The sequence below is a fragment of the Paenibacillus sp. LT-B23 genome (assembly GCF_059417685.1).
The window spans coordinates 25,178-49,117 of the sequence record NZ_JBSQBM010000016.1; the positions used below are offsets into that span (position 1 = coordinate 25,178).

At 43.2% G+C, this 23,940-nt stretch carries 17 protein-coding genes and 1 pseudogene; 11 read left to right on the forward strand and 7 right to left on the reverse strand.

The annotated features are described in order from the left end of the window. The first annotated feature begins 33 nt into the window (after positions 1 to 33). From ACWXW9_RS19505 to ACWXW9_RS19520, 4 genes are all read left to right on the forward strand, one after another. Entirely contained in the window at positions 34 to 2,358 is a 2,325-nt protein-coding gene (locus ACWXW9_RS19505; RefSeq protein WP_494930757.1) for a glycoside hydrolase family 127 protein, read from the forward strand. A gap of 439 nt (positions 2,359 to 2,797) precedes the next feature. After that, complete coding sequence (locus tag ACWXW9_RS19510) at positions 2,798 to 3,742, forward strand: copper amine oxidase N-terminal domain-containing protein (protein WP_494930758.1); 945 nt, start codon at positions 2,798 to 2,800, stop codon at positions 3,740 to 3,742. A 4-nt stretch (positions 3,743 to 3,746) separates the two neighbouring features. Beyond that, on the forward strand, positions 3,747 to 6,965 hold the full coding sequence (locus ACWXW9_RS19515; protein WP_494930759.1) for a DUF5704 domain-containing protein: 3,219 nt from the start codon (positions 3,747 to 3,749) through the stop codon (positions 6,963 to 6,965). A 106-nt stretch (positions 6,966 to 7,071) separates the two neighbouring features. Next, positions 7,072 to 7,200 (forward strand): hypothetical protein, encoded by a 129-nt coding sequence (locus ACWXW9_RS19520; RefSeq protein ID WP_494930760.1) that lies wholly within the window; start codon positions 7,072 to 7,074, stop codon positions 7,198 to 7,200. Between the two features lie 152 nt (positions 7,201 to 7,352). Here ACWXW9_RS19520 and ACWXW9_RS19525 read toward each other — a convergent pair. The 6 genes and pseudogenes from ACWXW9_RS19525 to ACWXW9_RS19550 form a co-directional block, all read right to left on the reverse strand. Beyond that, positions 7,353 to 8,508: pseudogene (locus ACWXW9_RS19525) on the reverse strand (IS3 family transposase). A 385-nt stretch (positions 8,509 to 8,893) separates the two neighbouring features. After that, positions 8,894 to 10,339 (reverse strand): glycoside hydrolase family 1 protein, encoded by a 1,446-nt coding sequence (locus ACWXW9_RS19530; RefSeq protein WP_494930761.1) that lies wholly within the window; start codon positions 10,337 to 10,339, stop codon positions 8,894 to 8,896. A gap of 18 nt (positions 10,340 to 10,357) precedes the next feature. After that, entirely contained in the window at positions 10,358 to 10,816 is a 459-nt protein-coding gene (locus ACWXW9_RS19535) for a NanQ anomerase/TabA/YiaL family protein (RefSeq protein WP_494930762.1), read from the reverse strand. Between the two features lie 27 nt (positions 10,817 to 10,843). Beyond that, entirely contained in the window at positions 10,844 to 12,103 is a 1,260-nt protein-coding gene (locus ACWXW9_RS19540) for a PTS transporter subunit EIIC (RefSeq protein WP_494930763.1), read from the reverse strand. A 5-nt stretch (positions 12,104 to 12,108) separates the two neighbouring features. Then, positions 12,109 to 12,432 (reverse strand): PTS sugar transporter subunit IIB, encoded by a 324-nt coding sequence (locus ACWXW9_RS19545; protein ID WP_494930764.1) that lies wholly within the window; start codon positions 12,430 to 12,432, stop codon positions 12,109 to 12,111. Positions 12,433 to 12,518: 86 nt separating this feature from the next. Next, positions 12,519 to 12,866: a PTS sugar transporter subunit IIA gene (locus ACWXW9_RS19550; protein WP_494930765.1), complete on the reverse strand. Its 348-nt coding sequence runs from the start codon at positions 12,864 to 12,866 to the stop codon at positions 12,519 to 12,521. 402 nt (positions 12,867 to 13,268) lie between these two features. Between ACWXW9_RS19550 and ACWXW9_RS19555 the strand changes: the two genes are divergently transcribed. From ACWXW9_RS19555 to ACWXW9_RS19570, 4 genes are all read left to right on the forward strand, one after another. Next, on the forward strand, positions 13,269 to 15,197 hold the full coding sequence (locus tag ACWXW9_RS19555) for a BglG family transcription antiterminator (RefSeq protein WP_494930766.1): 1,929 nt from the start codon (positions 13,269 to 13,271) through the stop codon (positions 15,195 to 15,197). A gap of 119 nt (positions 15,198 to 15,316) precedes the next feature. Continuing rightward, positions 15,317 to 15,454: a hypothetical protein gene (locus tag ACWXW9_RS19560; RefSeq protein ID WP_494930767.1), complete on the forward strand. Its 138-nt coding sequence runs from the start codon at positions 15,317 to 15,319 to the stop codon at positions 15,452 to 15,454. Positions 15,455 to 15,469: 15 nt separating this feature from the next. Next, positions 15,470 to 15,721: an amino acid kinase family protein gene (locus tag ACWXW9_RS19565; protein ID WP_494930843.1), complete on the forward strand. Its 252-nt coding sequence runs from the start codon at positions 15,470 to 15,472 to the stop codon at positions 15,719 to 15,721. A gap of 367 nt (positions 15,722 to 16,088) precedes the next feature. Further along, the gene (locus ACWXW9_RS19570) at positions 16,089 to 18,557 is read left to right on the forward strand and encodes a rhamnogalacturonan lyase (RefSeq protein ID WP_494930768.1); all 2,469 of its coding nucleotides are present in this window, start codon (positions 16,089 to 16,091) and stop codon (positions 18,555 to 18,557) included. Positions 18,558 to 18,909: 352 nt separating this feature from the next. On the opposite strand, the gene ACWXW9_RS19575 is transcribed toward ACWXW9_RS19570, so the two are convergent. Continuing rightward, positions 18,910 to 19,950: a substrate-binding domain-containing protein gene (locus tag ACWXW9_RS19575; RefSeq protein ID WP_494930769.1), complete on the reverse strand. Its 1,041-nt coding sequence runs from the start codon at positions 19,948 to 19,950 to the stop codon at positions 18,910 to 18,912. 458 nt (positions 19,951 to 20,408) lie between these two features. Between ACWXW9_RS19575 and ACWXW9_RS19580 the strand changes: the two genes are divergently transcribed. The 3 genes from ACWXW9_RS19580 to ACWXW9_RS19590 all read left to right on the forward strand — a co-directional run bounded on the left by ACWXW9_RS19580 (position 20,409) and on the right by ACWXW9_RS19590 (position 23,919). Continuing rightward, complete coding sequence (locus ACWXW9_RS19580; protein ID WP_494930770.1) at positions 20,409 to 21,371, forward strand: ABC transporter permease; 963 nt, start codon at positions 20,409 to 20,411, stop codon at positions 21,369 to 21,371. Positions 21,372 to 21,386: 15 nt separating this feature from the next. After that, a complete protein-coding gene (locus ACWXW9_RS19585; protein WP_494930771.1) occupies positions 21,387 to 22,268 on the forward strand; it encodes a carbohydrate ABC transporter permease in 882 nt (293 codons plus the stop codon). A 61-nt stretch (positions 22,269 to 22,329) separates the two neighbouring features. Then, a complete protein-coding gene (locus tag ACWXW9_RS19590; RefSeq protein WP_494930772.1) occupies positions 22,330 to 23,919 on the forward strand; it encodes an ABC transporter substrate-binding protein in 1,590 nt (529 codons plus the stop codon). The last annotated feature ends 21 nt before the right edge of the window (positions 23,920 to 23,940 follow it).

Consider the following 23,940-nt stretch of genomic DNA (forward strand, 5'->3'; position numbering starts at 1 on the left):
CATCCTTAATTCGCCTTAAAGGAGGAACGGAAGATGACACTCAAAGCAAAGGCCCATATGAAAGCAAGACCGTTCGCACTGAACGAGGTGGTGTTGGCTGAAGGTCCCTTCAAACAGGCGATGGAGCTGAACCGATCCTATTTGCTGGAGCTTCAACCCGACCGTCTGCTGGCGCGTTTTCGGGAATATGCCGGACTTACGCCCAAAGCGCCTCAATATGAAGGCTGGGAAGCCATGTCTATTTCCGGTCATACACTGGGACACTATTTGTCCGCTTGTTCTATGATCTATGCTTCGACGGGCGACGACCGTTTTAAAGAAATCGCACACTATATTACGGATGAGCTGGACGTTTGCCAAGAAGCGCATGGTGACGGGTATGTATCCGGCATTCCGGGGGGAAAGGAACTTTTTGAAGAGGTGTCTGCCGGAAATATTCGTTCGAAGGGGTTTGACCTGAATGGTGCCTGGGCTCCTCTTTATACATTGCACAAGTTGTTCGCCGGTCTGCGTGATGCGTACCATTTAACAGGCTGTGACAAGGCATTGGCAGTAGAGCGCAAGCTGGCGGACTGGCTCGGGGGAATTTTGAAGCCGATGAGTGATGAACAGATGCAGCAGATGATGTTTTGTGAATATGGAGGCATGAACGAGGTATTGGCGGACTTGTACGCGGATACCGGGGAAGAGAGCTACTTGCGGTTGGCTGAGTGCTTCTGGCACAAGCTGGTGCTGGACCCGCTTAGCTCGCAGGAGGATTGTTTACAGGGGATTCACGCCAATACGCAAATTCCGAAGCTGATCGGGCTTGCCAAGGAATATGAGCTGACGAATGATACGAAGCGCCGGGCAACGGTGGAGTTTTTTTGGGATCGGGTGGTGGATCATCATTCGTATGTCATTGGCGGCAATAGCTTTGGAGAATATTTTGGAGCGCCGGGTGGTTTAAATGATCGCATCGGGCCGCATACGACAGAGACGTGCAACACCTATAATATGCTCAAGCTGACCAGCCATCTGTTTCAGTGGAATGTATCCGCCAAGGAGGCAGATTTTTATGAGCGGGGTTTGTTTAATCATATTTTGGCCTCTCAGGACCCGGTTCATGGGGGTGTAACGTATTTTCTGTCGCTGGCCATGGGTGGACACAAGCATTTTGAAAGCAAGTTTGATGATTTTACATGCTGCGTTGGGACAGGGATGGAAAACCATGCGAGCTACGGTAGCGGTATTTATTTTCACGATCACGATAAGCTGTATGTCAATCAGTTCATTGCTTCCACGCTGGAATGGAAAGACACAGGCGTTACGCTAAAACAAAGCACGTCCTATCCGGATACCGATCATACGAAGCTGGAAATTCAATGTGATCAACCTGTCAAATTTATGCTGCTGTTACGCTATCCTTATTGGGCTGAAAAAGGGTTCACCATCCGCGTAAATGGCAAGGAACAAGCGGTCGTATCGGAACCGGGCAGCTTCGTCACTATCGCCAGAACGTGGATTGACGGCGATGTTGTAGAGGTGACGATTCCGATGTCGCTGAGACTGGAGCAGATGCCGGATAACCCTGACCGGGTGGCTGTTATGTATGGACCGCTGGTGTTGGCAGGGGACCTCGGTCCCATAGCTGATCCCAAGGCCAAGGATTTCTTGTACACACCGGTATTCATTCCCAAAACGGATGAGCTGGATGCCTGGATACAACCCGTGGAGGGCAAAACGAACACATTTCGCACTTTGGATGCAGGCCACCCCCGGGATGTGGAATTGTCTCCTTTGTATAAAATGCATGACCGCACCTATTCCGTATATTGGGACATCTTTACACCGGAAGCGTGGCAGGAGGCAGAAAAGGAATACACGGCTGCGCGTGAAAAACTGGCTATTCTGGAGCAGTGTACGATCGATTTCGCCCAACCCGGAGAAATGCAGCCGGAGCGGGATCATAACTTCCAGGGAGATGCTTCGACTCGTACCGGATATGTAAACAACCGACCTTACCGGAATGCAGGCATTGATGGCTGGTTCTCTTTTGATTTGAACGCCGATCCGTCTGCCCCGATGCTGCTGGTCATTACCTACACAGCTACGCTGGAAATGCCAAACTGCGGTTTTGATATTTTGATTAACGGCCATCCACTGGAGCATTTTAGTGAAGGCTTCGATGAGGCCGACAAGTTCTACAACCTAAATGCCGCCATTCCGGCTGCATATCTGGAGGGCAAGGATAAAGCGACAGTGACCTTCAAAGCCAAGCTGGGACAGCGTATTCGCAGATTGTTTGGGCTGAGAATGGTTAACCAGGACGTGTATGAGCAGCTATATCAGGCTGGCAGTTCAGGTGTGGATGAATGATATTTGAGATGTTTCGTGAGAAAAAAGTAACGTTTGATTTTTAGTCAGTTATGATTTATGATGTAAGAAATATTGGATGATGCTGGAACAATCATTAGGGTATGAGCTGATATATTCATCGTTTTTTGCGCGTGAAGCACACGGGCTGTTTCTTCCTTAACAGGGGAGAGGCAGCCCTTTTTTGTTGAGATTTTTGGGAAATGTAACTACTTGAAGGAGTTAGTCTTCTGATATTAGGGGAATAAAACTTGGGTCAATGTAGTCTGGCTTTTTTAGAATGCTTTATATTTAGAAGTTTTTCTTATAGATTTTGTGATAGGGAAACCATATAATATATAAGTTGTATCCAGTATTTTCCGAAAGTGGGGATGCGATAAATTCGTGGTCTTTGGGCTGATATACATAGTTCATAGTTTAAGCAGACAAAGGGGATAGAGAGATGAGTATGAAAAAATGGGTGTTGAGTCTGACCGCAGTCGCGTTGCTATGGGGAGCAACCAGTACAACTCCAACGACGGAAGCAGCAAGCAGTTCCAAACCGATTGAAGTATTATTGAATGCGAAAAAAATACAGTTTCCGGACGCTAAACCATTTCAGGATGATAACGATTATGTGATGGTTCCCATTCGTTTTGTATCCGAAGCGCTGGGGGCTAAGGTAGGCTGGGAGAAAACAGGCGGTCAGTTGGCTGTGTCGATTAAGAATGACGCGCATGTGGTCAACATGACGGTGGGACAGAACACGGCTACCGTGGATGGACAGACTAAAACATATGAGACGAAGATTATTTTGAAGCAGAACCGTACTTTTGTACCGCTGCGGCTAGTAAGTGAAGGCTTGGGGCAGACAGTAGAGTGGGATAAGGTCAGCCGCTGGGTTTGGATTGGGAAGAAGGAAATTGCTGCGCTGGAGGATACAGGGCATCAGGCTGTGAGTATTGAACCGTATAAGAAAGTAATTGGTACCATACCCGCTCTTTTGAACGATGATCTTGGTAAGCCATATAACAAAGTATTGATTTTTAAGCAATCTGACTTGCCTATCAAGCTGCTTCGGGATATTTATTCTGTTGAGCCATACACAACTTCTGATGGTGTGCCTTACTTGAGAATGAGAGTAAAAACCAAGTCCACAGCAGGTGGAGTTTTCTACATGACTAAGAATAAGGATACCCGTCTTCGTTCTCCGTTGCGAGAAATGACTCAAGACAATGGAGACGGAACAAAGATGATCTATTACCCAATTTATTCCTCTGCTGACGAGCTTTATTTGGGCACTAAAAATTATAAATCTTTTAAGCTACAAGACATTGAGTACATTGGATTCCGCCTGCAAGGTGATGGCTACATTCCCTTGATGGTTAACCCGTGGAAGAGCAATTAAGCACATGAAGAACACGAAACGCATTATGGCCGTATTGCTGGTGGGGGTACTTCTATTCTTGCAGCTCCCACCTTTTTCATTTCCCACAAACAAGGCGTCAGCCGATACAGAAATTACACCGCTTTCCTACTATGCAGATAAGAATGATCGTTACTTTGTCGGCATGATGTACTTCGACATGTGGAAGAACACCGCCGGGGTTTGGGTCACAGATGGAGGAAAACAACCTGAAAAGAACATGCAAGGTGAAGCCACATTCATCTACAAATTTAACTTCCCAGGCCGCAAGATCAAGAATGTAACGGCTCGCCTGTACACGGCTAGTGACAATAGGGAGTATTTCACAAAATCACGGTCTGACCTTTATCAAGACTATTCTGATCACATAAGTAAAGGCACAAAAGATGATCCGGATATCCGTCCCTTCCATAAGCAAGGGATTGGTACGGATACCACCATCATTCCGATTACGGTAAGTATAAGGCTGAATGCGCAAGTTCAAGCTGAAAACATCAAGGCTCAGAGCTGCCCGAACTGCGCAAAAGAAGTAGAAGCCTGGCGTATCTACCAGCCCATACTCTTCAAAATCGAACTGGATAGCGGACTCATCGTCAAGCATTTTACTAATGATGGAAAATCTCTTAACAACGTATTTACACCAATAGAAGATGAGCTGAAACCTGATCAATTGTATGATTTCACTCCGCCAACCGATCCCAGATATGAGTATGTTGGCTACAAGAAAAGTACCACAGGTAATCCGCCGAGCGGAGACATTTTGCCGGGAAATGTACCCGGATTCACCTATAACGGCTCCTTCGAGCAGTTTACAGCTTACTTATATTATAAGGAGCTGGAGACGATAGAGCAGCCCCCGACAGGAGTCACCTGCACTCGACCTACGCCTAGCGGTAGCCAGTCGGATAAATACCTCGACCCGATGGTGTCGGCTGTGATCAAAGCCGATCAGCGAGGCGCGTCACGCTTTGATGTAGCCAAGGGCATTCCAACCTCCGAAAGCCTGTATGGAAACGTGCTGGCCCGAAATTACCTGTTTCAAAACACCTTCCAACAGCTTAAAGGCGAATGTACCTACAACGTCAAGCTGAAGCGCACTTATGATCTTGAATGGGAAGATATCAACGATACCCGGCACATGAAGGTCGTGGAGTATTACAAATACGAAATTGTAAAACCGTACTCCTACTGGACGATCGACAACCTCGAAGTGTACGGTATCAAGAACGCGCAGCTACGCAACTATGCACTGCCGGGTGGAAGTATTACGATTCCGCCGAAGGACTATGCCCCTCCTGCTGTAGAGTCTGCGACCAACGGAAAATACTATCCGGCTCCTTCGCCGGGTTTTATCGACGGCGGTTCACTTTATATCTATGGCGGCAAGAGTATGCCGAAGGTGCCCAATGAACAAAGATCACTGGAGCCTGTGGCCCAGAAGGCTACGCCAGACGTGGAAGTGGAAAACGATACTGTGAAATTCAACGGTCAAACGATCATGGACCACCAGCGTGTCAAGGAAAAGGGCCCGACTCCTGGCAAAATCCCTGAACCCGTAAAAATCGGGTCGGATACCCTGTACAGCCCAGGCCATGTGATTGAAAAGCACAAGATCAATAAATCCAATACGTCAAGTAGCGGTGATATCACCTATACCATTCTCAAAGGAAATATCAATGGCGGTGCAGATAAGACTTTGCCGATCCAAGGGATCAATACCGTGACTGTCCACACGCCCGTGGTGAATCTTTCAAGTGTGTCAGACGATGCGGCCCACAACCAGAAAACCCAACCGACGAAAGGTCGATCAGCGCTTATTCTGGAACGTCCTTTCCGCGTGACGATTTCAACGGCGGGCCCGTATTTGAATATTCCCGGCTATGGTGATCGGGAGTATGCCAAATATGTGCGAACCAAGCAGGTGCGATTTCCGTTCGATGTGTACGACAAGGGGAAAACTCAATTCTATCCGCATGGAACCTGGATCGACATTCCGGTAAGGCAACTGGCCACAGACTTCTATTTGCCCGTATGGGTGGATGAAGGGAATTATACCGTCGAGTTTCGGACTATTGCAGAAAACGCACCGGACGGGTTCACTGAGCAGCGTCATGCCAATACGGATATCGCGCATCATGTCGCCAATGATGTGGTAGAGATCGAGGTCATCGGACGGATGTATGATTTTCATATCACGGATATTGCCGACTACCATTGGGAGCGGGTGTTCCGACAGCGCAAAGGAAGTCCGATGCATAGCGGACTGTCCTATTGGACGGGGTTAGGGAATATCGACGGACTGCCAAGGGGGAATCAGGAGCCGTTTACCTTGCCTGTCCGCCCTGGCAGTCATCCGCATGAAGGCTACCAAAATGTGGCGATCAAGACAGGCTACCACTTCAAGTTTGACCTCAAAACCAAAGGGAATATGTTCAGCGCCAAGGATGGTATCCGCATCACGCCATCATTCTATTGGGTGAGCAAGGATGGTCGTCAGCGAGAAGAGGTGGAGCTGTATACACATGCGGGAAGCCGCAAGTTCATCCGCTTGGGATCGGCGGAGGATCGGGAGAAGCGATATGTCATTTTAAATGAGCGGCTGCGCAATGTACCGACAGAGGAAATACAGGATACAGCAGCCTATCAATACAAGCAAGAGCTGAGTGAAGCACAGCGGAGCCAGTTGACGCTGGAACGCTATGTTTCCCTCTATGCCCAGCGTATCACGCGCAGCAAGACGTGGATCGGCCGTTACGATTGGCTGGTGCTGCCTGCGGCGGTGCGTACCTTGATCGGTCCCAAGACGGACCTGCCGGATGGAGTCGATGTCGACCGTGCCAATGCGTCGATTCAGCGCTGGTATGGCGAATATAGCCTGCCTGCTGATGTGTACGTGGTCCCTAAAGGGATGGATTTACGTGAAGAAAGCCGTCGCCGGGAGCTAAACGAGCATGCGAGCATATTTAAGAAAACGGGCTACATCATTGTTAACTTCAATTTGGAGTCGCTCCGTCAGGGGGATACCGAGCATCCACATTTGCAGTATATTAACGGCCCGCTGCTGAACCAGTGGAAGCTGGAAGGCTACCGGAGAGAAGTAAAAAATCCGTACGGGCAACCCTTTCATTTACAGGATGGGGATGTCGTGTTTTACCATGCGGATCAGTCGAGCCGGGATGATTTTAGCTCCTTTGTTCCACATTAAGAACCCAAAAGAAGCTCACATGATGGGAGATGCTTTTCATCCTTCGGTGAGCTTCTTCTATGCAAGCTGAACTGAAAAAATGTACATGTAAAACGGAGTAGGTGGAATGGTGTGCTGTACAAGCGAAGCGGTCGCTTTAAAAGCGAGTTTCTTTTGCAAAAGTGGATTGGAGATGGACGGGGATCATTTTGCCGGATTTAACCGGGTCTTTGCCCATGCCCTTCATGCGGTATAATAGACCGATACGTCTGTGGGCTTTTTTCCTGCGGAGAACACGAGAACGGATGAATAAGGGAACAATATAACGAAAGGAATGATGATGGACGAAAAGGATTGCCTGATGTTGTGGACTACTGTCAATAGAATGGACACCCAAAGTCGAGAATTTCAAGCGGGTTTTCGGTACAACCGTTCATACTGATTTGGAGATACATAACCTAGGGAAGAGTGGATTCGTTTTCCATTATAAAAGCATGTAATATATTCGAAAATCTGCTTCTTTGCCTCATGACGGGTTTTGTAGTGGTCTAAGTAAATCAGTTCCTTCTTTAGAATGCTGTGAAAGGATTCGATACAGGCGTTGTCATAACAGTTCCCCTTGCGGCCATGCTGCCTTTCATAGGGTACTTAACCAGCTTAGCTTGATACTCATGAGATGCGTATTGGCTCCCTCGATCAGAATGATGCAGAACTCCTTTGCCCGGTCGTTGGACACGATATGCTTGGTCAAGGGACTGAATGACTAACTCTTTAGTCATCCGAGAATCCATGTGGAATCCTACGATTTTGCGGCTGTACAAGTCCATCATGCTTGCCAAATAAAGCCAGCCTTCATCGGTGGGAATATACGTAATATCTGTCATCCACACCTCGTTTGGGGCCCCAGCAACAAACTGCTGCTTTAAAAGGTTCTCATGAACAGGCAGGTGGTGTTTGGAGTTCGTAATTGCTTTGTATTTTTTCACGGTTCTGGACTTTAAACCAAGCTCCTTCATGATTCGCACGACCGTTTTTTCCGACACGGCAACTCCTTGCTGAACCAAAGCTTTATGAATCTTCCGGCTGCCATACAAACGACGTGAATCCAAAAAAATCCGGCGGATACGTTGTAAGAGCTTTTCCCGTTGTTTTTGGCGTTCTTTATGAATCGTTCGAGTTTGTACCCATTTGTAATAGCCGCTTCGTGAAACGCCAAACACTGCACACATCTTTGCAACACGACACTGGAAGCGGTGATCATATATAAAAGAAAAGATCAGTGTCGGTCTTTGGCAAAGTAGTGCATTGCCTTTTTTAGAATATCGTTCTCCTCTTCCAGATCACGAATGCGTTTGTGGAGTTCTCTTGTAGCTTGTTCCTCTGGCTTCAGGTTCCCGCTGCCAGGGAAAGCCTGTTTCCCATCTTGGTTGTGTTCGGCTACCCAACGATACAGCGTGTTCGCGGAGATGCCCAATTCTCTCGCCACTTGAGAGACAGGTTTACCTTCTTCTTGAATCATTTGAACGGTTTGAACTTTAAAAGTCTTGTCGTAGTTTTTACTCATAGGGACGCACCTCGAATGAATTTGATTTTATTCTCGCATTCTCGATTCTCGGTGTCCACTTTTTAGTCTAGCATCAATATGCTATATGATAATTGAAGTGCAAATGACACAAAAAAAATAATAATGGTATCTCTGATAATCTCACTTGTGACCTTCATTGAAAATGATTTAATAATAGCACATGGTAAAATCAAATCAATTACAATGTCAGTCAAACTCTTCCTTCTCCTCATACCAATAACTGAATATAAAAAATGGAAAAACACCACTCCGTATGCTGAAGTAAGAGCGCTAGGCTTCCACTACCACACAGAAGAGGTGTCTTTTATATGATAGATCCAAAGCGACCGCTCAGCGAGCTGAGAAACCAATCTTATCAGCCGATTTACAAATTTTCACCATTAGTTTCAATTACATTTTTATACCAATAAAATGAATCCTTTTTAATTCTCTCTTTAGTGCCATTGTCGTAATCATCCTGGTCTACATATATAAATCCATAACGTTTACTCATTTCAGATGTAGATGAGCTAATGATATCGATAGGCGCCCAAGTGCAGTAAGCTAAAATTTCCACTCCGTCCTTAACCGCCTCTTTCATTTGAGCAATATAATCTCTAAAATAAGCAATTCTATAATCATCATTAATTTTTCCGTCTTTTACCTCATCGATTGCTCCAAAGCCATTTTCACTTATCAAAATAGGGATTTGATATCTATCCCAATAGGTAGAAATGGCATTATAAAACCCTAACGGATCAACTCGCCACTCCCAAGGAGTAGGTTTTAGATAAGGATTTAATTCGAATGTATTCGAATTCATATCACATGTCTCAGCAGAAATAGTTCTTGTACTGTAATGACTGAAACTTAAGTAATCCATTTTATATTGTGAAATCAATGCCAATTCATCTTCTGTCTCATCGATTTGAATCTTGTTATCTTCAAAATAACGTAATGCATAGCCTGGATATTTGCCACGTAATCCAACATCAGAGCAAAAAAACTGCATCTGGTTTCTTTTCATGGTTAATATTAGGTCATCTGGGTTGCAAGTTTTTGGATACATTATTTTATCTGACAACATTACACCCACTAAAATATTCGGATCTACTTCTAAAGCGATTTTTTTACAAATAGCACTGCACACAAGTTGGTTATGGACAGCTTGATAATAAGATTGGAGCAGATGATCCGAATAATCGTCATACACTCCTGTTGATTTAAATCCGCAAGGGTACAGTAGATTTATTTGATTAAAAGGAATCCAGTACTTTACTTTTTTACCGTATCTGCGAAGCACAAGCTCTGCATACTTCATAAACAAATTAATAACTTTTTTATTAGAGAATCCGCCATATTTTAACGATAAGTGCAACGGCATTTCATAATGGGAGATGGTAATAATGGGTTCCATTCCATTTTTGATAATTTCATCGATTAAATCATCATAAAACTCGAGTCCTTTTTCATTTGGAACACTTTCCTCTCCAGTTGGAAACAATCTTGACCATGAAATCGAAGTTCTAAAGCATTTTAAGCCTAACTCCTTTAAAAGAGCTAAATCCGCTTTATAGGTGTGATAAAAATCTATACCGTACCTTTTAGGGAAATTTGATGTTGTGTCGGCGGCAAGTCTCTTTATTTCTGCAATAGTACCGCCTACTTCACTTTTAATATTTTTTCTTTTATTTTGATCAATGATGGGTTGAATATCAGATACTGAAATTCCTTTTCCGTCCGCATCCCAGGCTCCTTCACTCTGACAAGCGGCAAAAGCGCCGCCCCAAAGAAAATTTGCAGGAAATCCATTAGGCTTATTTTTGTTCATGGCAATAAACCTCGAGTTCTATGATATTTTGATTTTAAAAGTAACTTTTTTAATATGGCTTTCTGCTTCACAATCACAATAGGGATGATGGATATCATTGGGTAAAAATAAGATAAACATTCCCGGTTCCATGGTAACCCTAATTTTTTCTTTTTTTAGGTGATAAAAAGTGATGTCCTTTTCTTCTGAATAAGCTTTTTTAATAGCGAAGTCATTCCTAAAATCCACATAGATATTTTCTCTTCCTTCTAAAACAATCACTACATCATAATATCTATCATGAGTTTCTATATCTGTTTCTTCCCAAGGTTTAGTATCATACTCAGTTAAAAGTGCAAAGAAATTCATGCCTTCAATCAATACTTTTCCAGATTTAAAGTTCTCTAAATCAATTTTTTTAATAAATTCCTGCATTTCTTCAGAATAGTTTCTAAGGATATCATAGTTAGACATTTCTTTTAATTCATCACAAATCATAATATGCCTCCATATTTACAGTTTATATTATTCTTCTTTCTGTACAAATGACATGGACTCTTCTTCCAACGTCTTCTTCTCAAACACCTTAAAGAATGGATACCAAATAAATGTATAAATTAAGAAGAATACAAACCACCATAAAATGGCTTTCCAATCTTGTGTAATTAGCCAGGAACTAAACGGTGCCGGAATGGTTCCAGTCTGCAAAACGATGCTGGGGATGTTTAGTAATCCACTTCTCATGATAATCCAAACCAGTACTGGCCCGATAAGGGAAATAATCCACATAGGAATCATTAATAAAGGATTAAACACAATAGGTAGCCCGTACATAATAGGTTCGCTAATATTAAATATTGCCGGCCCAACAGTGATTCGAGCAAACTGGCGCAGTTTCTTGCTTTTTGATTTTAGCATTAAAGCAACTAAAGGTAGCGGACTTCCTTGCCCACCTAATGTTAACAAGCCTAATGTAAACATCGTCTCATAGGTAACTATATTAATGGGGTTGTCTCCGGCAGCAACTGCGGCAACATTCGCTGCAATAGCGACCATAAAAATAGGATTACGAATTGCTCCCCAAACCCATGGTGAGACTCCAAGCGTAAAGAAAAAGGCTTGAAGGAATGATAATAGCATAAAACCTGGTAAAGTTTGAGCGAAGTTGTTAATAGGCGCAAAGAGATTTACAATAATTTGATAAATGTCGATATGCAGGCCTAATACTAAAAGTGAAGCAATACAAATATTAGCAAGAATGGGTATTGTATTTCTAATCCATTCTTTTACAAAATCAGGCAATGTTTCGTTTTTACCAAGTATATTTAACTTTGCAAAGAAGTGGAACACCATTCCCACCATGATTCCAGCCCACAATGCGACAAACATCCCTGTCGGTCCGAATCGCCCAAAACTAAATGTTACATTGGCTTGTGTCTCATCAAATGATGGATAGATAAAAACCATAAAAACCAATACTGCGGTTAAACCAGCAGGGATTGTATAATTTTTCTTATCTAATTTCTCCATGATCTGCTGTGCAACCATAAAAGCAGTTAAAAGCCCTAACATTTTAAAAGAAAACAATAATAACATTGATAAGTCAGGCAAAACATTACTAAAAAACATTTGGAAAATCTGATATATATAAATAATCGAACCCGTTAAAATAAAAGGTAATATCTTCGTCATGGCTCCTGAAACAGCAGCGAGATAGGGCATTGCAAAAAGGGCTTGTGCTGCAGGCGCAAACTTATTAGTTAACCAACCTATAAATTTATCCATTGTTTTTAACGCTCCTTATGCTCCACTAAAGATAGAGCAAATTCCAACAATTTTTCACCATCTATCATTCCATAAATTTCTTTGGGAATAACAGCTACAGGCACATTAAATGGAGCGGCAAGTTTTGAAAAAGTACTTAAATTTTTCTCATAGTGCGGTCCTAAAAGTAAAACATCAATTTTGTCTAGATATTCCGAGACCTGGCTCTCTGATCTTGCTTCCACACTTACATTCAATCCTGTTTTATTTGCTGCTTTACGGCTTCTTTGGGCCAGCATTCCACTTGAAAAGCCTCCTCCACAGCACAATAAAATTTGAATTCTCTCCATCTTTTTTCCTCCCTACACTTTTTGTTATATGATTATATTTGAATCCGCTTTCAATAAGGAGCATTCTCTAAAACCTTTTTGCTTTTTTACTTACTTTCTATTTTATTAAACAGAGCTCTGACTAAAGCACACAACTCTTCTGATATCTCAATCTGCATTTTTGCGGTCATAAGAGTATCCTGGGCATGATTAAACAAAAGACTATTTTCGTACGTTTCACCGGATGCTTCGTTTTGAACTAAATTAGTCTGAGCCTTGTGTGCTAAAACTATTTTAGTATGTGCCTTTTTCAGTAACTCTACTGGAGCCTCAAAATCAAAGTTTCTTAAACTTTTTAGTGCATTTAATGCGTCTGCCTTTGCATCACTTGCGTTCATTATAATCTGCATGGCTACTTTTGCTATTTCTTCACGTTTTTCCAATTCATTATTCATGTTATATTTCCCCTATTCGTTTACATATAAGTTGAATTTGACTTTCCGAACGTGTAGCTACTGTTTTCTTTTTTTCATTATTATCACTACCCCTTTCTTCATTTTCAAAACTTGGATGGTAATTCATCTACGTGCCTTAGAATACTTTTATTTTTACTTTTTTTCCTCCTAGAATTTGCACACAGCTGTGAAAATCTATATCTTAATCGGCTATTTGGTATATGTTATAGTATTAAAAAGACTTTATGATTACGAAAAAGGCGTTGTCAACGAAAGGCAGGTAAAGTTGAAATATTAGGAGATTTATCGAAGGAACAAAGAGGAAGAAGAGGAAGAATCTGTTGCAGGAAGGAGTTACCGGCGAGAAAAATGAAAGCGCTTTAAAAATCTGGAGGTGTTCTTATGCATGAAAAACTGATTACACTTACGAATTTACTAATGGAAAGTTCCAAACCTATTCCAGGGGTTGGTATTGCAGAACACTTAAAGCTTTCCAGACGTACTGTAATCAACTACATCAATGAAATAAATGCCTTTGCTAAGAACAGCATTATCATGTCATCTCCTAATGGATACTATATTGATAAAACGGCTGCTGCTTCATTACTTCATACCAGACCGTCTGCTGTTCCTCAAAATTATCAGGAACGTTCTTTTTATATTATAAAAGCCCTTCTTATAAATCACATTGAATTAATCAATATTTATGATTTATGTGATGAACTATGTATAAGCCTTTCTTTATTAAAAAATGATTTTAAAAAAATGAATCAGTCCTATTCATTTCTAAAAGTAAAATTCGTTACACAGAATAACTGTATTAGGATCATCGGAGACGAAAAAAGCAAAAGACAGTTAGTTAATTATGTTTTGCAAAGAATGCAGGATAGTGATTTGATAGATATCCATCATTTGAAAAATTTTTTTGATAATAATGTCTTGGAGGTTATATTGAAGATCATTGATACGGCCTATGTGGAAAAACATTATTATATCAATGATTTTTCAAGGGTGAATTTGCTGCTTCATTTTCTAATTATGGTTAACCGAATCAAGAGCGGTAACGTCATTAGTAAAAAGACATCAGATACAAATAACTATCCATTGAACAACACTCCGGAATATGAATTAGTAAATCTTATTAAAAACCAGCTTGAACAATCATTTTCAATCACGATAAATAATGAAGAATATATACAACTTTATCTTATAGTCTGTTCTAATTCAAATTATAATATGAATACAGTCGAAGCTTTAAATTCCTATGTAGATCAGGATTTATTGCATTTTATCAATAAGCTTTTGCAGGAAATCGAACAAAAATATTATCTTGACCTTCATCGAGAGGGTTTCAGGGTTATGTTTACGCTTCATATAAAAAATTTTCTGTTTCGATTAAACTCGAATATAACAGTGAAAAGTCCTTTAAAAAATGATTTGAGAAATACATTGCCTTTTCTATATGATATAGCTATTTTTATCACGGACAGGCTGATTAATGAATATCAGATTACTTCTTCTGTTAATGAAGACGAAATTTCTTTTATATTAATACATCTGGCCGCTGAAATAGAAAGAAATAGAATTATTGAAAAATCCGTAAAATGTCTGCTTTTTGTTCCGAAATACCTCAATATCGAACAAGAAGTAACCAAACGGATATTGTATTATTTCGGTAACCAATTGGTAATCATAAAAGTTATTTCTTTTGAAGACTCCATTAATGACTCTGAGTTTGATTTATTAATATCAACAACAAGAATAGCAATTAAATCGAATCACAAAATAATTTACATCAGCCCATTTCTCACAAATTCAGATATATCAATAATAAATAATGCAATCGCTGAAATACAGAATACTAAGCAAATCACTTATTTATCTACTAATTTTCATAATTATTTCAGCGCTGATAATTTTATAATTAGTAATTCTCAATTCACAGACAAGTGTGAACCTATCGATTATCTTTGTGATTTGTTGCTTAAAAATGGTTGTGTAAAAGAGGATTTTTACAGTAAAGTGATATCCAGAGAAAATTCCGTCTCTACCGGATATGATGGTTTTGCGATACCGCATGCTATTAGTTTGGACGCTGTAAGTAATGAAATTGCCGTATTAATTTCACCATCCGGTATCAAGTGGGACAATCAGAATGTATATGTGGTATTTATGATGTCTGTTTCTCCAGATACACTGGTTGATTTTCAGGAGCTTTATGCAGGGCTTTCCTTATTGCTTACAGAAACGAATGTAATTAGCAGATTAAGGAAATGTAAAACATTTGAACAGTTTAAAGAAATTCTATTAACCACATATTTTGAAGTGTAATTCTGTTTTTCTAAGAAATACAGCTGATTAGCATTGTAGATATAGAAATTGCGGGCCGTGGGTGGCGTCGCGTCGTTCCTTCGCTGCAGCTGCAGTCTATTTTGGAGGCAGAAACCATTATGAAGCTTGTCGAGAGCGGAGCGATTGTCATTGCTTCTGGAGGCGGAGGCATTCCGGTTATCCAGCAAACGGACGGCACGATTAAAGGCGTCGAAGCGGTAATCGACAAGGATCACAGCGGTCGCAAATTGGCCTAGGAAGCGAATGCCGATATTTTCGTGATGGTGACAGACGTGCAAAATGTTTTTATTCATTACGGAAAGCCGGAGCAGCAGGTGCTAGGCCATATCAGTATGGAGGAAGCTAAACAGTACGTTCAGGAGGGACATTTCTCCACAGGCAGTATGGGACCGAAGATGGAGGCGGCCATATCGTTTGCAGAACAAGGAAAACACGCCATTATATGTTCAATCGAAGATGCCGTTTCGGCTCTCAGAGGAATAGACGGCACGCATATTTCCTAATTAGCCGGCACAGTCAAAGAGGGTACAAGCGGCAAATCACCCATGCAGCGACCGTTTCCCGATGTTCGACTGGGGACGGTTGCTTAGTTTTTTCTGAAAGAGCTCGTAGTTATAGAACGCAATATATTCTCTTACGGTCTCTACTCAATCCTCATTCAGCCCTCATCTTGCCGTGTTCGTACAGGCTTGGTGGGGGCTGTTTTATGTGAAACGGCAAACAACACGGATTTGTGAAGAGAAATCCCCGGATATTTAAACGCTTTTGGGAGAACGGCAAAACTATAATAATAAGGAATTTAAATTATGTAAGCGCAATCATTTTGGGTATTTGCTTGTCATCACAACACAATTGAGGAGGACGACTTGGATGGCTCAAAGGAAAGGCGCATGGCGAAAGGGAACCTTGACCGCCGCGTTGGCAACGATGCTGGCGATGACGGGTACAACTGTGGGGATGGCAGCAGAAGCTCCATCTGAACCGGAGCTTCAGGCAGCATCGGCTGTTGCCGTCGAACAGAACCGAAATGGCAGCATCCAACTGGAAAAGCTGGATCGGGGACTGGTGGCTGCGGTAACGCCGGAGGGTGTATTTTTAAGCTGGCGACTGCTGGCGCAGGAAGTGAATGGTTACGGCCCAACGGGGCTGACAGGCGCGAATTTTAATGTATACCGTGACGGTAAAAAGATCGCGACGGTGACCGACAGCACCAACTATGTGGATAAAGAAGGAAGCGGAAATGCAGTCTACAGGGTGGCTTCGGTCGTGAATGGACGGGAAAAGGATAGCAGCGCCAAGGTGACGCCGTGGCAGCAGGGTTACTATGAACTGCCTCTTCAAAAGCCCGCCGATGGAGTAACGCCCGCAGGAGAATCCTATACGTATTCGGCTAATGATATGAGTGTGGGGGATGTGGATGGGGACGGACAATATGAATTTTTTGTAAAATGGGACCCGTCGAACTCCAAGGACGTTTCTCAGAAGGGCTATACCGGAAATACGTATGTCGATGCATATACGGTTGAGGGCAAGCTGTTATACCGGATCGACCTGGGTGTGAATATTCGGTCAGGTGCGCATTATACACAGATGATGGTGTACGATTTTGACGGAGACGGCAAAGCCGAGCTGATGTTCAAAACGGCTCCGGGTACCAAAACCATTTCTTTTGATAAGAAGGGAAAGCCGAGAAAAGAAACCTATATTACCCTGCCCCGTGAGGATCGCAAAGCAGGAATTACGCATAAGGACGATTACCGTTTAAGCCGCACGGATTATTACGAGCATGTGGTGAACATGTTCATGAACTGGACGGAGCACGAAGAAGTGGTCAAAGGGCAATGGCCTGCTACGCTGGAGGAATGCTTTGGTATCGCTCCAAAGTATAGCTATCCGTTATCCCGTAAGGATGCGGAAAGTTTGACTGACTATTTTATGGATGTATACGCGCCTGCGCGGAGCGACAAAAACAAGCTGAGAGAGTTTGAGGGCTTTATCGTGAACGGGCCGGAATATTTGACTATATTCAAAGGAAAAACGGGAGCAGAGCTGGATACCGTTCGCTACGAGCCGGAGCGTCATGACGATGGCCTCATGTGGGGCGATTACGCTATGGCCCGGATTGAACCGGCGAATCGGGTGGATCGTTTCCTGGCAGGAGTGGCTTACTTGGACGGACGCAAACCGTACGCCGTGTTTGCACGCGGCTATTATACGCGTTCCACGCTGGTCACCTACACATGGAACGGTCGCCATCTCCAAAAGAACTGGATGGTGAACAGCGGCTGGGCGCCGATGACGAATCCGTTTAACGATAGTCCGCATGGGCGCGATGGAACAGACCCGAAATTCGGCACCTTAACCACACAGGGAGCGCATTCGCTGAGCGTGGCGGATGTGGATGGTGACGGCAAGGATGAGATCGTATACGGATCTGCCACCATCGACCATGATGGCAGCTTGTTGTACAGCTCATTTGATGTCATGCCTCCTGAAAGCGCGATTCCGGGACAAACAGCCAGACTGGGACACGGTGATGCGCTGCATGTGACCGATATTGACCCTGATCGGCCGGGAAAAGAAATCTTTATGGTGCATGAGGGTGGCACCTATGCCCCTTATGGTTATTCGCTGCGGGATGCCAAAACGGGTAAAGTCATCTACGGTGGATATTCCGGCAAGGATACAGGCCGCGGAATGGTCGGTGACATAGACCCGGATCAGCGAGGGCTGGAAACTTGGGCCATGGGCTTATGGACCGCTGCGGGCAAGCAACTGGATACCAAGATGCCTGGCACCAATATGAGTATCAAATGGGCAGCCGATATGACCACACAAATCGTAAACGGCGCGATTGATGTAACCCCAACTATTGAGGATTGGAAACGAGGAACATTGTTGACCGCCACTGGAACCAAAACGAACAACTATACGAAAGGAACGCCATCGCTGGTAGCCGATATTTTCGGAGACTGGCGTGAGGAAATGCTCGTCCGCACAGCGGATAGCTCGGCGATCCGTATCTATTTGAGCACTGAGCCTACGACGCATAAATTGTACACACTGATGCATGATCCACAGTATCGGGCGGACGTGGCGCGTCAAAATACCGGCTATAACCAACCGTCCTATACGAGCTTTTACTTCGCATCCGATATGGATTGGGTGAACGTGCCGATTCCCAAGCTCTACACGCCAAAAGCCTTGATGGAGGAAGAGAGCAGCGACGAGGCGGATGAGGTAGAGGCTTCGGAGATAGACGGAAAGGAAGTAGATGGAACGGAGATAGATGCGAAAGAATTAAAGGCAGAGTCGGCGAAACCAGCAGAAGATTTATAAAAGACCAGCTTAAGATCAAGACTCTATCTCCGCATCAACTAGTTAATGGATTTAGAAAAATGGCAAGCCTCTTAATTATTTAGAGGCTTGCCATTTTGCATTCTTAAAGTCTTTCAAGCGGCTTGTACGATCTTACCAAAGGCAGATGTTTTAATAACTTTAGAAATCTCTAAAATAGCAAATCTGCCGAAAGCAGCGGAGAGGACGGAACGATTGCGAAAAAGCGTCAGCGGTCGCCTTTGTATCCGGATTTTTACCACTAAGCCATTAAATAAAATCCGGATACAACAGCGATTGGAGCAACGTTCCGTTCGCGGAGCGTCGTCAGAAAACCTCTTTTACTCTCACCCATCTATTGTAACACTGGAGTGGACTCTCTAAATATCGGCTCTGTTCTGATATGTGTGATTTGATAAGGTCGGGAAGGATCTTTGACCCGTGCCAATAGCATCTCAGCCGCCGTAATGCCCATCTCGTTATTGTAGATATGGACGGTAGATAAATGAGGCTCCACAATACGGGATTCAGGAGCATTATCAAATCCAAACACGGCAATATCCGCGGGAATTTTCATGTTTTTATTTTTGAGCGCTTTCATGACACTGACGGCAATAAAATCATTAGCGCACACGAACGCAGACGGTAGCACGTTCATGCCCTCCAATTGTCGATCCATCCAATCCGATTCGGAGAAAAAATTCCGATCCTGATCGATGATACAGCAAGATAAATCCACACTTAGACCCGCTTCGATTAAAGCTCTGTTATATCCAACCCACCGCTCGTTGAAGCTTTTGCAATGCTTATAATCCCCAGCAAAACCGATCCGCGTAAATCCGCCCTGAATCAGGCTTTTAGTGACAGAATAAACGCTATGTTCATTTTCCATCAACAATAAATCCGCTTTCAAATCAGGGTAAAAAATGTCCACAGAGCAATCAATAAAGATCGTGGGTAGTCCCAAATCTGTAATGAGCTCACTATATTGTGGATCAAACATTTCAATACAAATAATTCCATCGACCTTGGAGGCCTCGAAATTATTAGGAAGTGTTCCTGCATATATTTCATTGTCCCGCACAATATGAATCGACAGATTATACCCTTCCGCGCTTATTCTCTTCTCCAGACCACTGATGAGCAAGGAGCCAAAATGTGAGCTGTTCGGCAGATTGCATGTGAACAGAGCAATGTTACCTTGATTTTTCGGGATGATGCTCTCCGTTTCCACATAGGCAAACTGTTTATATTTGAGTTCTATCGCTTTTTTTATAACCTTGTTCCGAGTATCAATCGGGATGCTGTCACTCCCATTAATTGCTTTGGACGCGGTGTTTCGGGAAATCCCCAAAGCATCGGCGATATCTTGAATAGTGACTTTTTCTTTCCTCATGGACAGGTTCCACCTTCGCTTATATATGATTGTCGGTGAGGTACGATTGCCCTTTCCGATTCTCCGTATAGACCTAAAAATGTATCCTAAATGTATAATAGTTCGCATAAAATAGCAATGTTTGCGTTACAAATGAGTAAATTATTTTTACGTTTGTAAAGTATATTTGACAACTGCATTTAACTCTCTCACTTTGAAGGATGAACTTAAATTTGAATATAAGTGAAATCAAATAATCATATGATAAACAGAGTTAATGGGATGATTTTAAGGGATTTTATCATATTTTGTTACAAAAGCATAGTTTATTAAAAATATTTTTGGTCAAATGTAAAAATATTATTTTACAAAAATTATTGACGAATGACGTTTTGATTGGTAAATTGAAGATGTGAAATGTAAGCCTTTTCAAATTTGTTGTACAGACAGACGGTTTATTACAGATGGGGGGAATGCAAATGGCAAACTTGGCTAAGGCAGCTCAAAGGACTGCCAGACTGGGGGAGCAAAGGTCCATTCGCAGCAAATTAAACTATATTCACAAGAACTACTTTCTTTATGTACTGCTGGCACCTGCATTGGTTCTTACGATTCTTTTCAAATATGTCCCGATGTATGGAGCCATTATTGCATTTAAGGATTTTAGTCCGCTCAAAGGAATCTGGGGAAGCGACTGGGTCGGGCTAAAATACTTCGCTAAATTTTTGAACTCGCCCAATTTTACGGATATTTTCTTCAATACGCTGAAGCTGAGCTTCTATGGTCTTGTACTTGGCTTTCCTGTACCGATCCTTTTGGCGGTCATGCTGAACCAAATCCGCAAAGCAGGACTGAAAAAGAATATTCAGCTTGTATTGTACGCCCCTAATTTTATCTCTGTCGTTGTCATTGTGGGGATGCTGTTTATTTTCTTGTCTCCAACAGGGCCGTTGAATCAGCTCATTGCTTCGGTGACTGGTAACCCCGTGATATTTATGACAGAGCCTGAATATTTCCGCTGGATTTATATCCTGTCTGGCATTTGGCAGGGAGCGGGCTGGTCTTCGATCATTTATGTAGCTGCGCTCGCGAATGTTGATCCTGAGCTGCATAATGCAGCAAGTCTCGACGGGGCCAATCTGCTCCAGCGCATCTGGCATATTGATTTACCGACAATTAAACCGATTATGGCGATTGTTTTTATTCTTGCAGCAGGAGGGATCATGTCGATTGGGTTTGAGAAAGCGTATCTCATGCAGACATCCATGAATTTGCCCACCTCTGAAATTATTCCTACCTATGTGTATAAAGTCGGCTTGCAATCCGGTAATTACGCCTACTCTGCCGCGGTGGGGCTGTTCAATTCCTTGATCAACGTAGTGCTGCTGCTGACCGTTAATTTTATCGTTAAGAAGCTCAATGAGGGAGAAGGGCTTTATTAGGAAAGGAGCCTCTTTATGCAAGTCAAACATTCCAATCTGGATCGCTTCATCCTAAGTGTGAATTACATTGTGCTCACTCTGGCTGTTTTGATTATTGTAGTTCCCTTGGGTTATATCGTCATTGCCTCGTTTATGGACCCGACCGTTTTGTTAAGCAAAGGGTTATCATTTCGTATTTCTGATTGGAGTGTGGAGGGATATCGGAAAATTTTGTCCAACCCGGCGATGCTCCGTGGATTTGCCAATTCGGTGTTCTATTCTTCATGTTTTGCCCTGATCTCTGTGACGGTTTCGATTTGCGCTGGCTATGCCTTATCGGTGAACAGCCTAGTGGGACGGAATTTCTTCATGACATTGTTTATCATCACCATGTTTTTCAGTGGAGGACTGATTCCAACCTACCTGCTGGTCAAGAATTTAGGGATGCTGGATACCGTATGGGCCATTCTCCTCCCCGGTGCAATCAACGTGTGGGATCTGATTTTGGCGCGAACCTTCTTTAAAGGCGTTCCCAATGAATTAAAAGAAGCTGCCAACGTGGACGGGGCTTCAGACTGGACGATATTTTTCAGAATTGTGCTGCCGCTGTCCAAGCCGATTATTTTTGTCATTGCGTTATATGCCTTTGTCGGTCAGTGGAATTCGTATTTCGACGCCATGATCTATTTGGATAATCCACAACTGCATCCGCTTCAATTGGTACTGAGATCTATCCTGATCCAAAACCAGACAATTCCCGGCATGATTAGTGATCAATTAGCGATGGCTGAGCTAAAACGTCTCTCTGAAATGATCAAATACTCATCTATTGTCATTTCAAGTCTTCCGTTGCTGGTTATGTATCCTTTTTTCCAAAAATATTTTGAGAAGGGTGTTATGGTCGGCTCCTTAAAATAACAGGCGCTGCACATATCATACGCTACATGCTTCTTTACTTTATTACATGGAGGTCATCCAGATGAAGATGCTCAAAACTGCCTCATTTGCCGCACTGGCGGCAATCTTGGTTCTTTCCGGCTGCGGCAGCAGCAGTTCCTCTAATGAGAACGATTCAACAGATGTGAATGGAAAAGTGACGCTTAACTTTTTAACCCAAAGCTCACCGTTGGCCCCGGCAGACCCGAACGACAAGCTGATTAACAAACGACTGGAAGAAAAAACGGGCATTCATATTCGTTGGAAGAATTTTACCAGTGATCAGTTTGTTGAAAAAAGAAATCTGGCTATTGCTAGCGGGGATCTCCCGGATGCAGTGTTTGATGCGGGGTACTCCGATTATGATCTGCTCAAGCTGGCCAAAGAAGGCGTCATTATTCCGGTAGAGGATTTAATTGAACAGCACATGCCGAACTTAAAAAAGGTGCTGGAGCAAGCACCGGAATATAAAGCGATGTTGACTGCGCCGGATGGACATATTTACTCCTTTCCGTGGATTGAAGAATTGGGGACGGGAAAAGAAGCGATCCAGTCGGTGGATGATCTGCCGTGGATTAATGTGGAGTGGCTGAAGAAGCTGGGGTTGTCCATGCCAAAAACGACCGAAGAGCTGAAGCAGGTCTTGATTGCCTTTAAAACAAAAGATCCCAACGGCAACGGGCAGGCGGACGAAATTCCGTTATCGTTTATAGATAAACCTGGCGGCGAGGATTTGGCCTTTATATACGGGTCCTTTGGGCTTGGAGAGAACTGGGATCATACAGTGGTGACAAACGATGGAAAAGTCGTATTTACAGCAGCAGATAACGGATATAAGGAAGCGGTCAAATATATTCATGATTTATATAAGGAGGGGCTGGTGGATATTGAGTCCTCCCAGCAGGATTGGAACACTTATCTGGCCAAAGGGAAGGATCACCGCTATGGCCTGTACTTTACATGGGATAAAGCGAATATTACAGGCACGAATAAAAAATATGACCTAATGCCGCCACTGGCTGGCCCGGATGGACATGTAAATGTCACACGGTCCAATGGTATTGGCTTCGATCGGGGTCGCATGGTGATCACCAGTACCAATAAGAAGTTGGAAGCTACCGCCAAGTGGATTGACCAGCTCTATGATCCGATCCAGTCCATACAGAACAATTGGGGGACTTACGGGGATACCAAACAGAAAAATATTTTTGAGTATGATGCCGCAAAGGGAATGCTGAAGCATCTGCCGCTGGAAGGCTCAGCTCCGGTGGAAATCAGACAAAAGACGAACATTGGCGGACCGTTAGCTGTATTGGATGAATACTACGGAAAATACACAACGCAGCCAGAAGATGCGACATGGAGACTGGGTTTGCTCAAAAAGGTGATGGTTCCTCATATGCAGGCTGATCATAATTATCCCAAAGTATTTTTCTCCATAGATGAGCTGGACCGTTTATCGACCATTGAAACCGATCTATTCGCCTATGTTCTCCGAAAACGTACGGAATGGTACCAAAACGGCAAGGTAGAGGAGGAGTGGCCGGAATATTTGCAGGAGCTGAACAGTTTGGGACTGCAGGAATGGTTACAAATCAAACAGGCGGGCTACGACAGAAACGTAAGTAAATGATTCTTTTTCGAGGGAGCTGGA

What these genes read in the sequence shown, in the direction of transcription:
- ACWXW9_RS19505 (WP_494930757.1), top strand. Translation starts at nt 34, where the DNA reads ATGACACTCAAAGCAAAGGCCCATATGAAAGCAAGACCGTTCGCACTG.
- ACWXW9_RS19510 (WP_494930758.1), top strand. Translation starts at nt 2,798, where the DNA reads ATGAGTATGAAAAAATGGGTGTTGAGTCTGACCGCAGTCGCGTTGCTA.
- ACWXW9_RS19515 (WP_494930759.1), top strand. Translation starts at nt 3,747, where the DNA reads ATGAAGAACACGAAACGCATTATGGCCGTATTGCTGGTGGGGGTACTT.
- ACWXW9_RS19520 (WP_494930760.1), top strand. Translation starts at nt 7,072, where the DNA reads ATGGTGTGCTGTACAAGCGAAGCGGTCGCTTTAAAAGCGAGTTTCTTT.
- ACWXW9_RS19530 (WP_494930761.1), bottom strand. Translation starts at nt 10,339, where the DNA reads ATGAACAAAAATAAGCCTAATGGATTTCCTGCAAATTTTCTTTGGGGC.
- ACWXW9_RS19535 (WP_494930762.1), bottom strand. Translation starts at nt 10,816, where the DNA reads ATGATTTGTGATGAATTAAAAGAAATGTCTAACTATGATATCCTTAGA.
- ACWXW9_RS19540 (WP_494930763.1), bottom strand. Translation starts at nt 12,103, where the DNA reads ATGGATAAATTTATAGGTTGGTTAACTAATAAGTTTGCGCCTGCAGCA.
- ACWXW9_RS19545 (WP_494930764.1), bottom strand. Translation starts at nt 12,432, where the DNA reads ATGGAGAGAATTCAAATTTTATTGTGCTGTGGAGGAGGCTTTTCAAGT.
- ACWXW9_RS19550 (WP_494930765.1), bottom strand. Translation starts at nt 12,866, where the DNA reads ATGAATAATGAATTGGAAAAACGTGAAGAAATAGCAAAAGTAGCCATG.
- ACWXW9_RS19555 (WP_494930766.1), top strand. Translation starts at nt 13,269, where the DNA reads ATGCATGAAAAACTGATTACACTTACGAATTTACTAATGGAAAGTTCC.
- ACWXW9_RS19560 (WP_494930767.1), top strand. Translation starts at nt 15,317, where the DNA reads ATGAAGCTTGTCGAGAGCGGAGCGATTGTCATTGCTTCTGGAGGCGGA.
- ACWXW9_RS19570 (WP_494930768.1), top strand. Translation starts at nt 16,089, where the DNA reads ATGGCTCAAAGGAAAGGCGCATGGCGAAAGGGAACCTTGACCGCCGCG.
- ACWXW9_RS19575 (WP_494930769.1), bottom strand. Translation starts at nt 19,950, where the DNA reads ATGAGGAAAGAAAAAGTCACTATTCAAGATATCGCCGATGCTTTGGGG.
- ACWXW9_RS19580 (WP_494930770.1), top strand. Translation starts at nt 20,409, where the DNA reads ATGGCAAACTTGGCTAAGGCAGCTCAAAGGACTGCCAGACTGGGGGAG.
- ACWXW9_RS19585 (WP_494930771.1), top strand. Translation starts at nt 21,387, where the DNA reads ATGCAAGTCAAACATTCCAATCTGGATCGCTTCATCCTAAGTGTGAAT.
- ACWXW9_RS19590 (WP_494930772.1), top strand. Translation starts at nt 22,330, where the DNA reads ATGAAGATGCTCAAAACTGCCTCATTTGCCGCACTGGCGGCAATCTTG.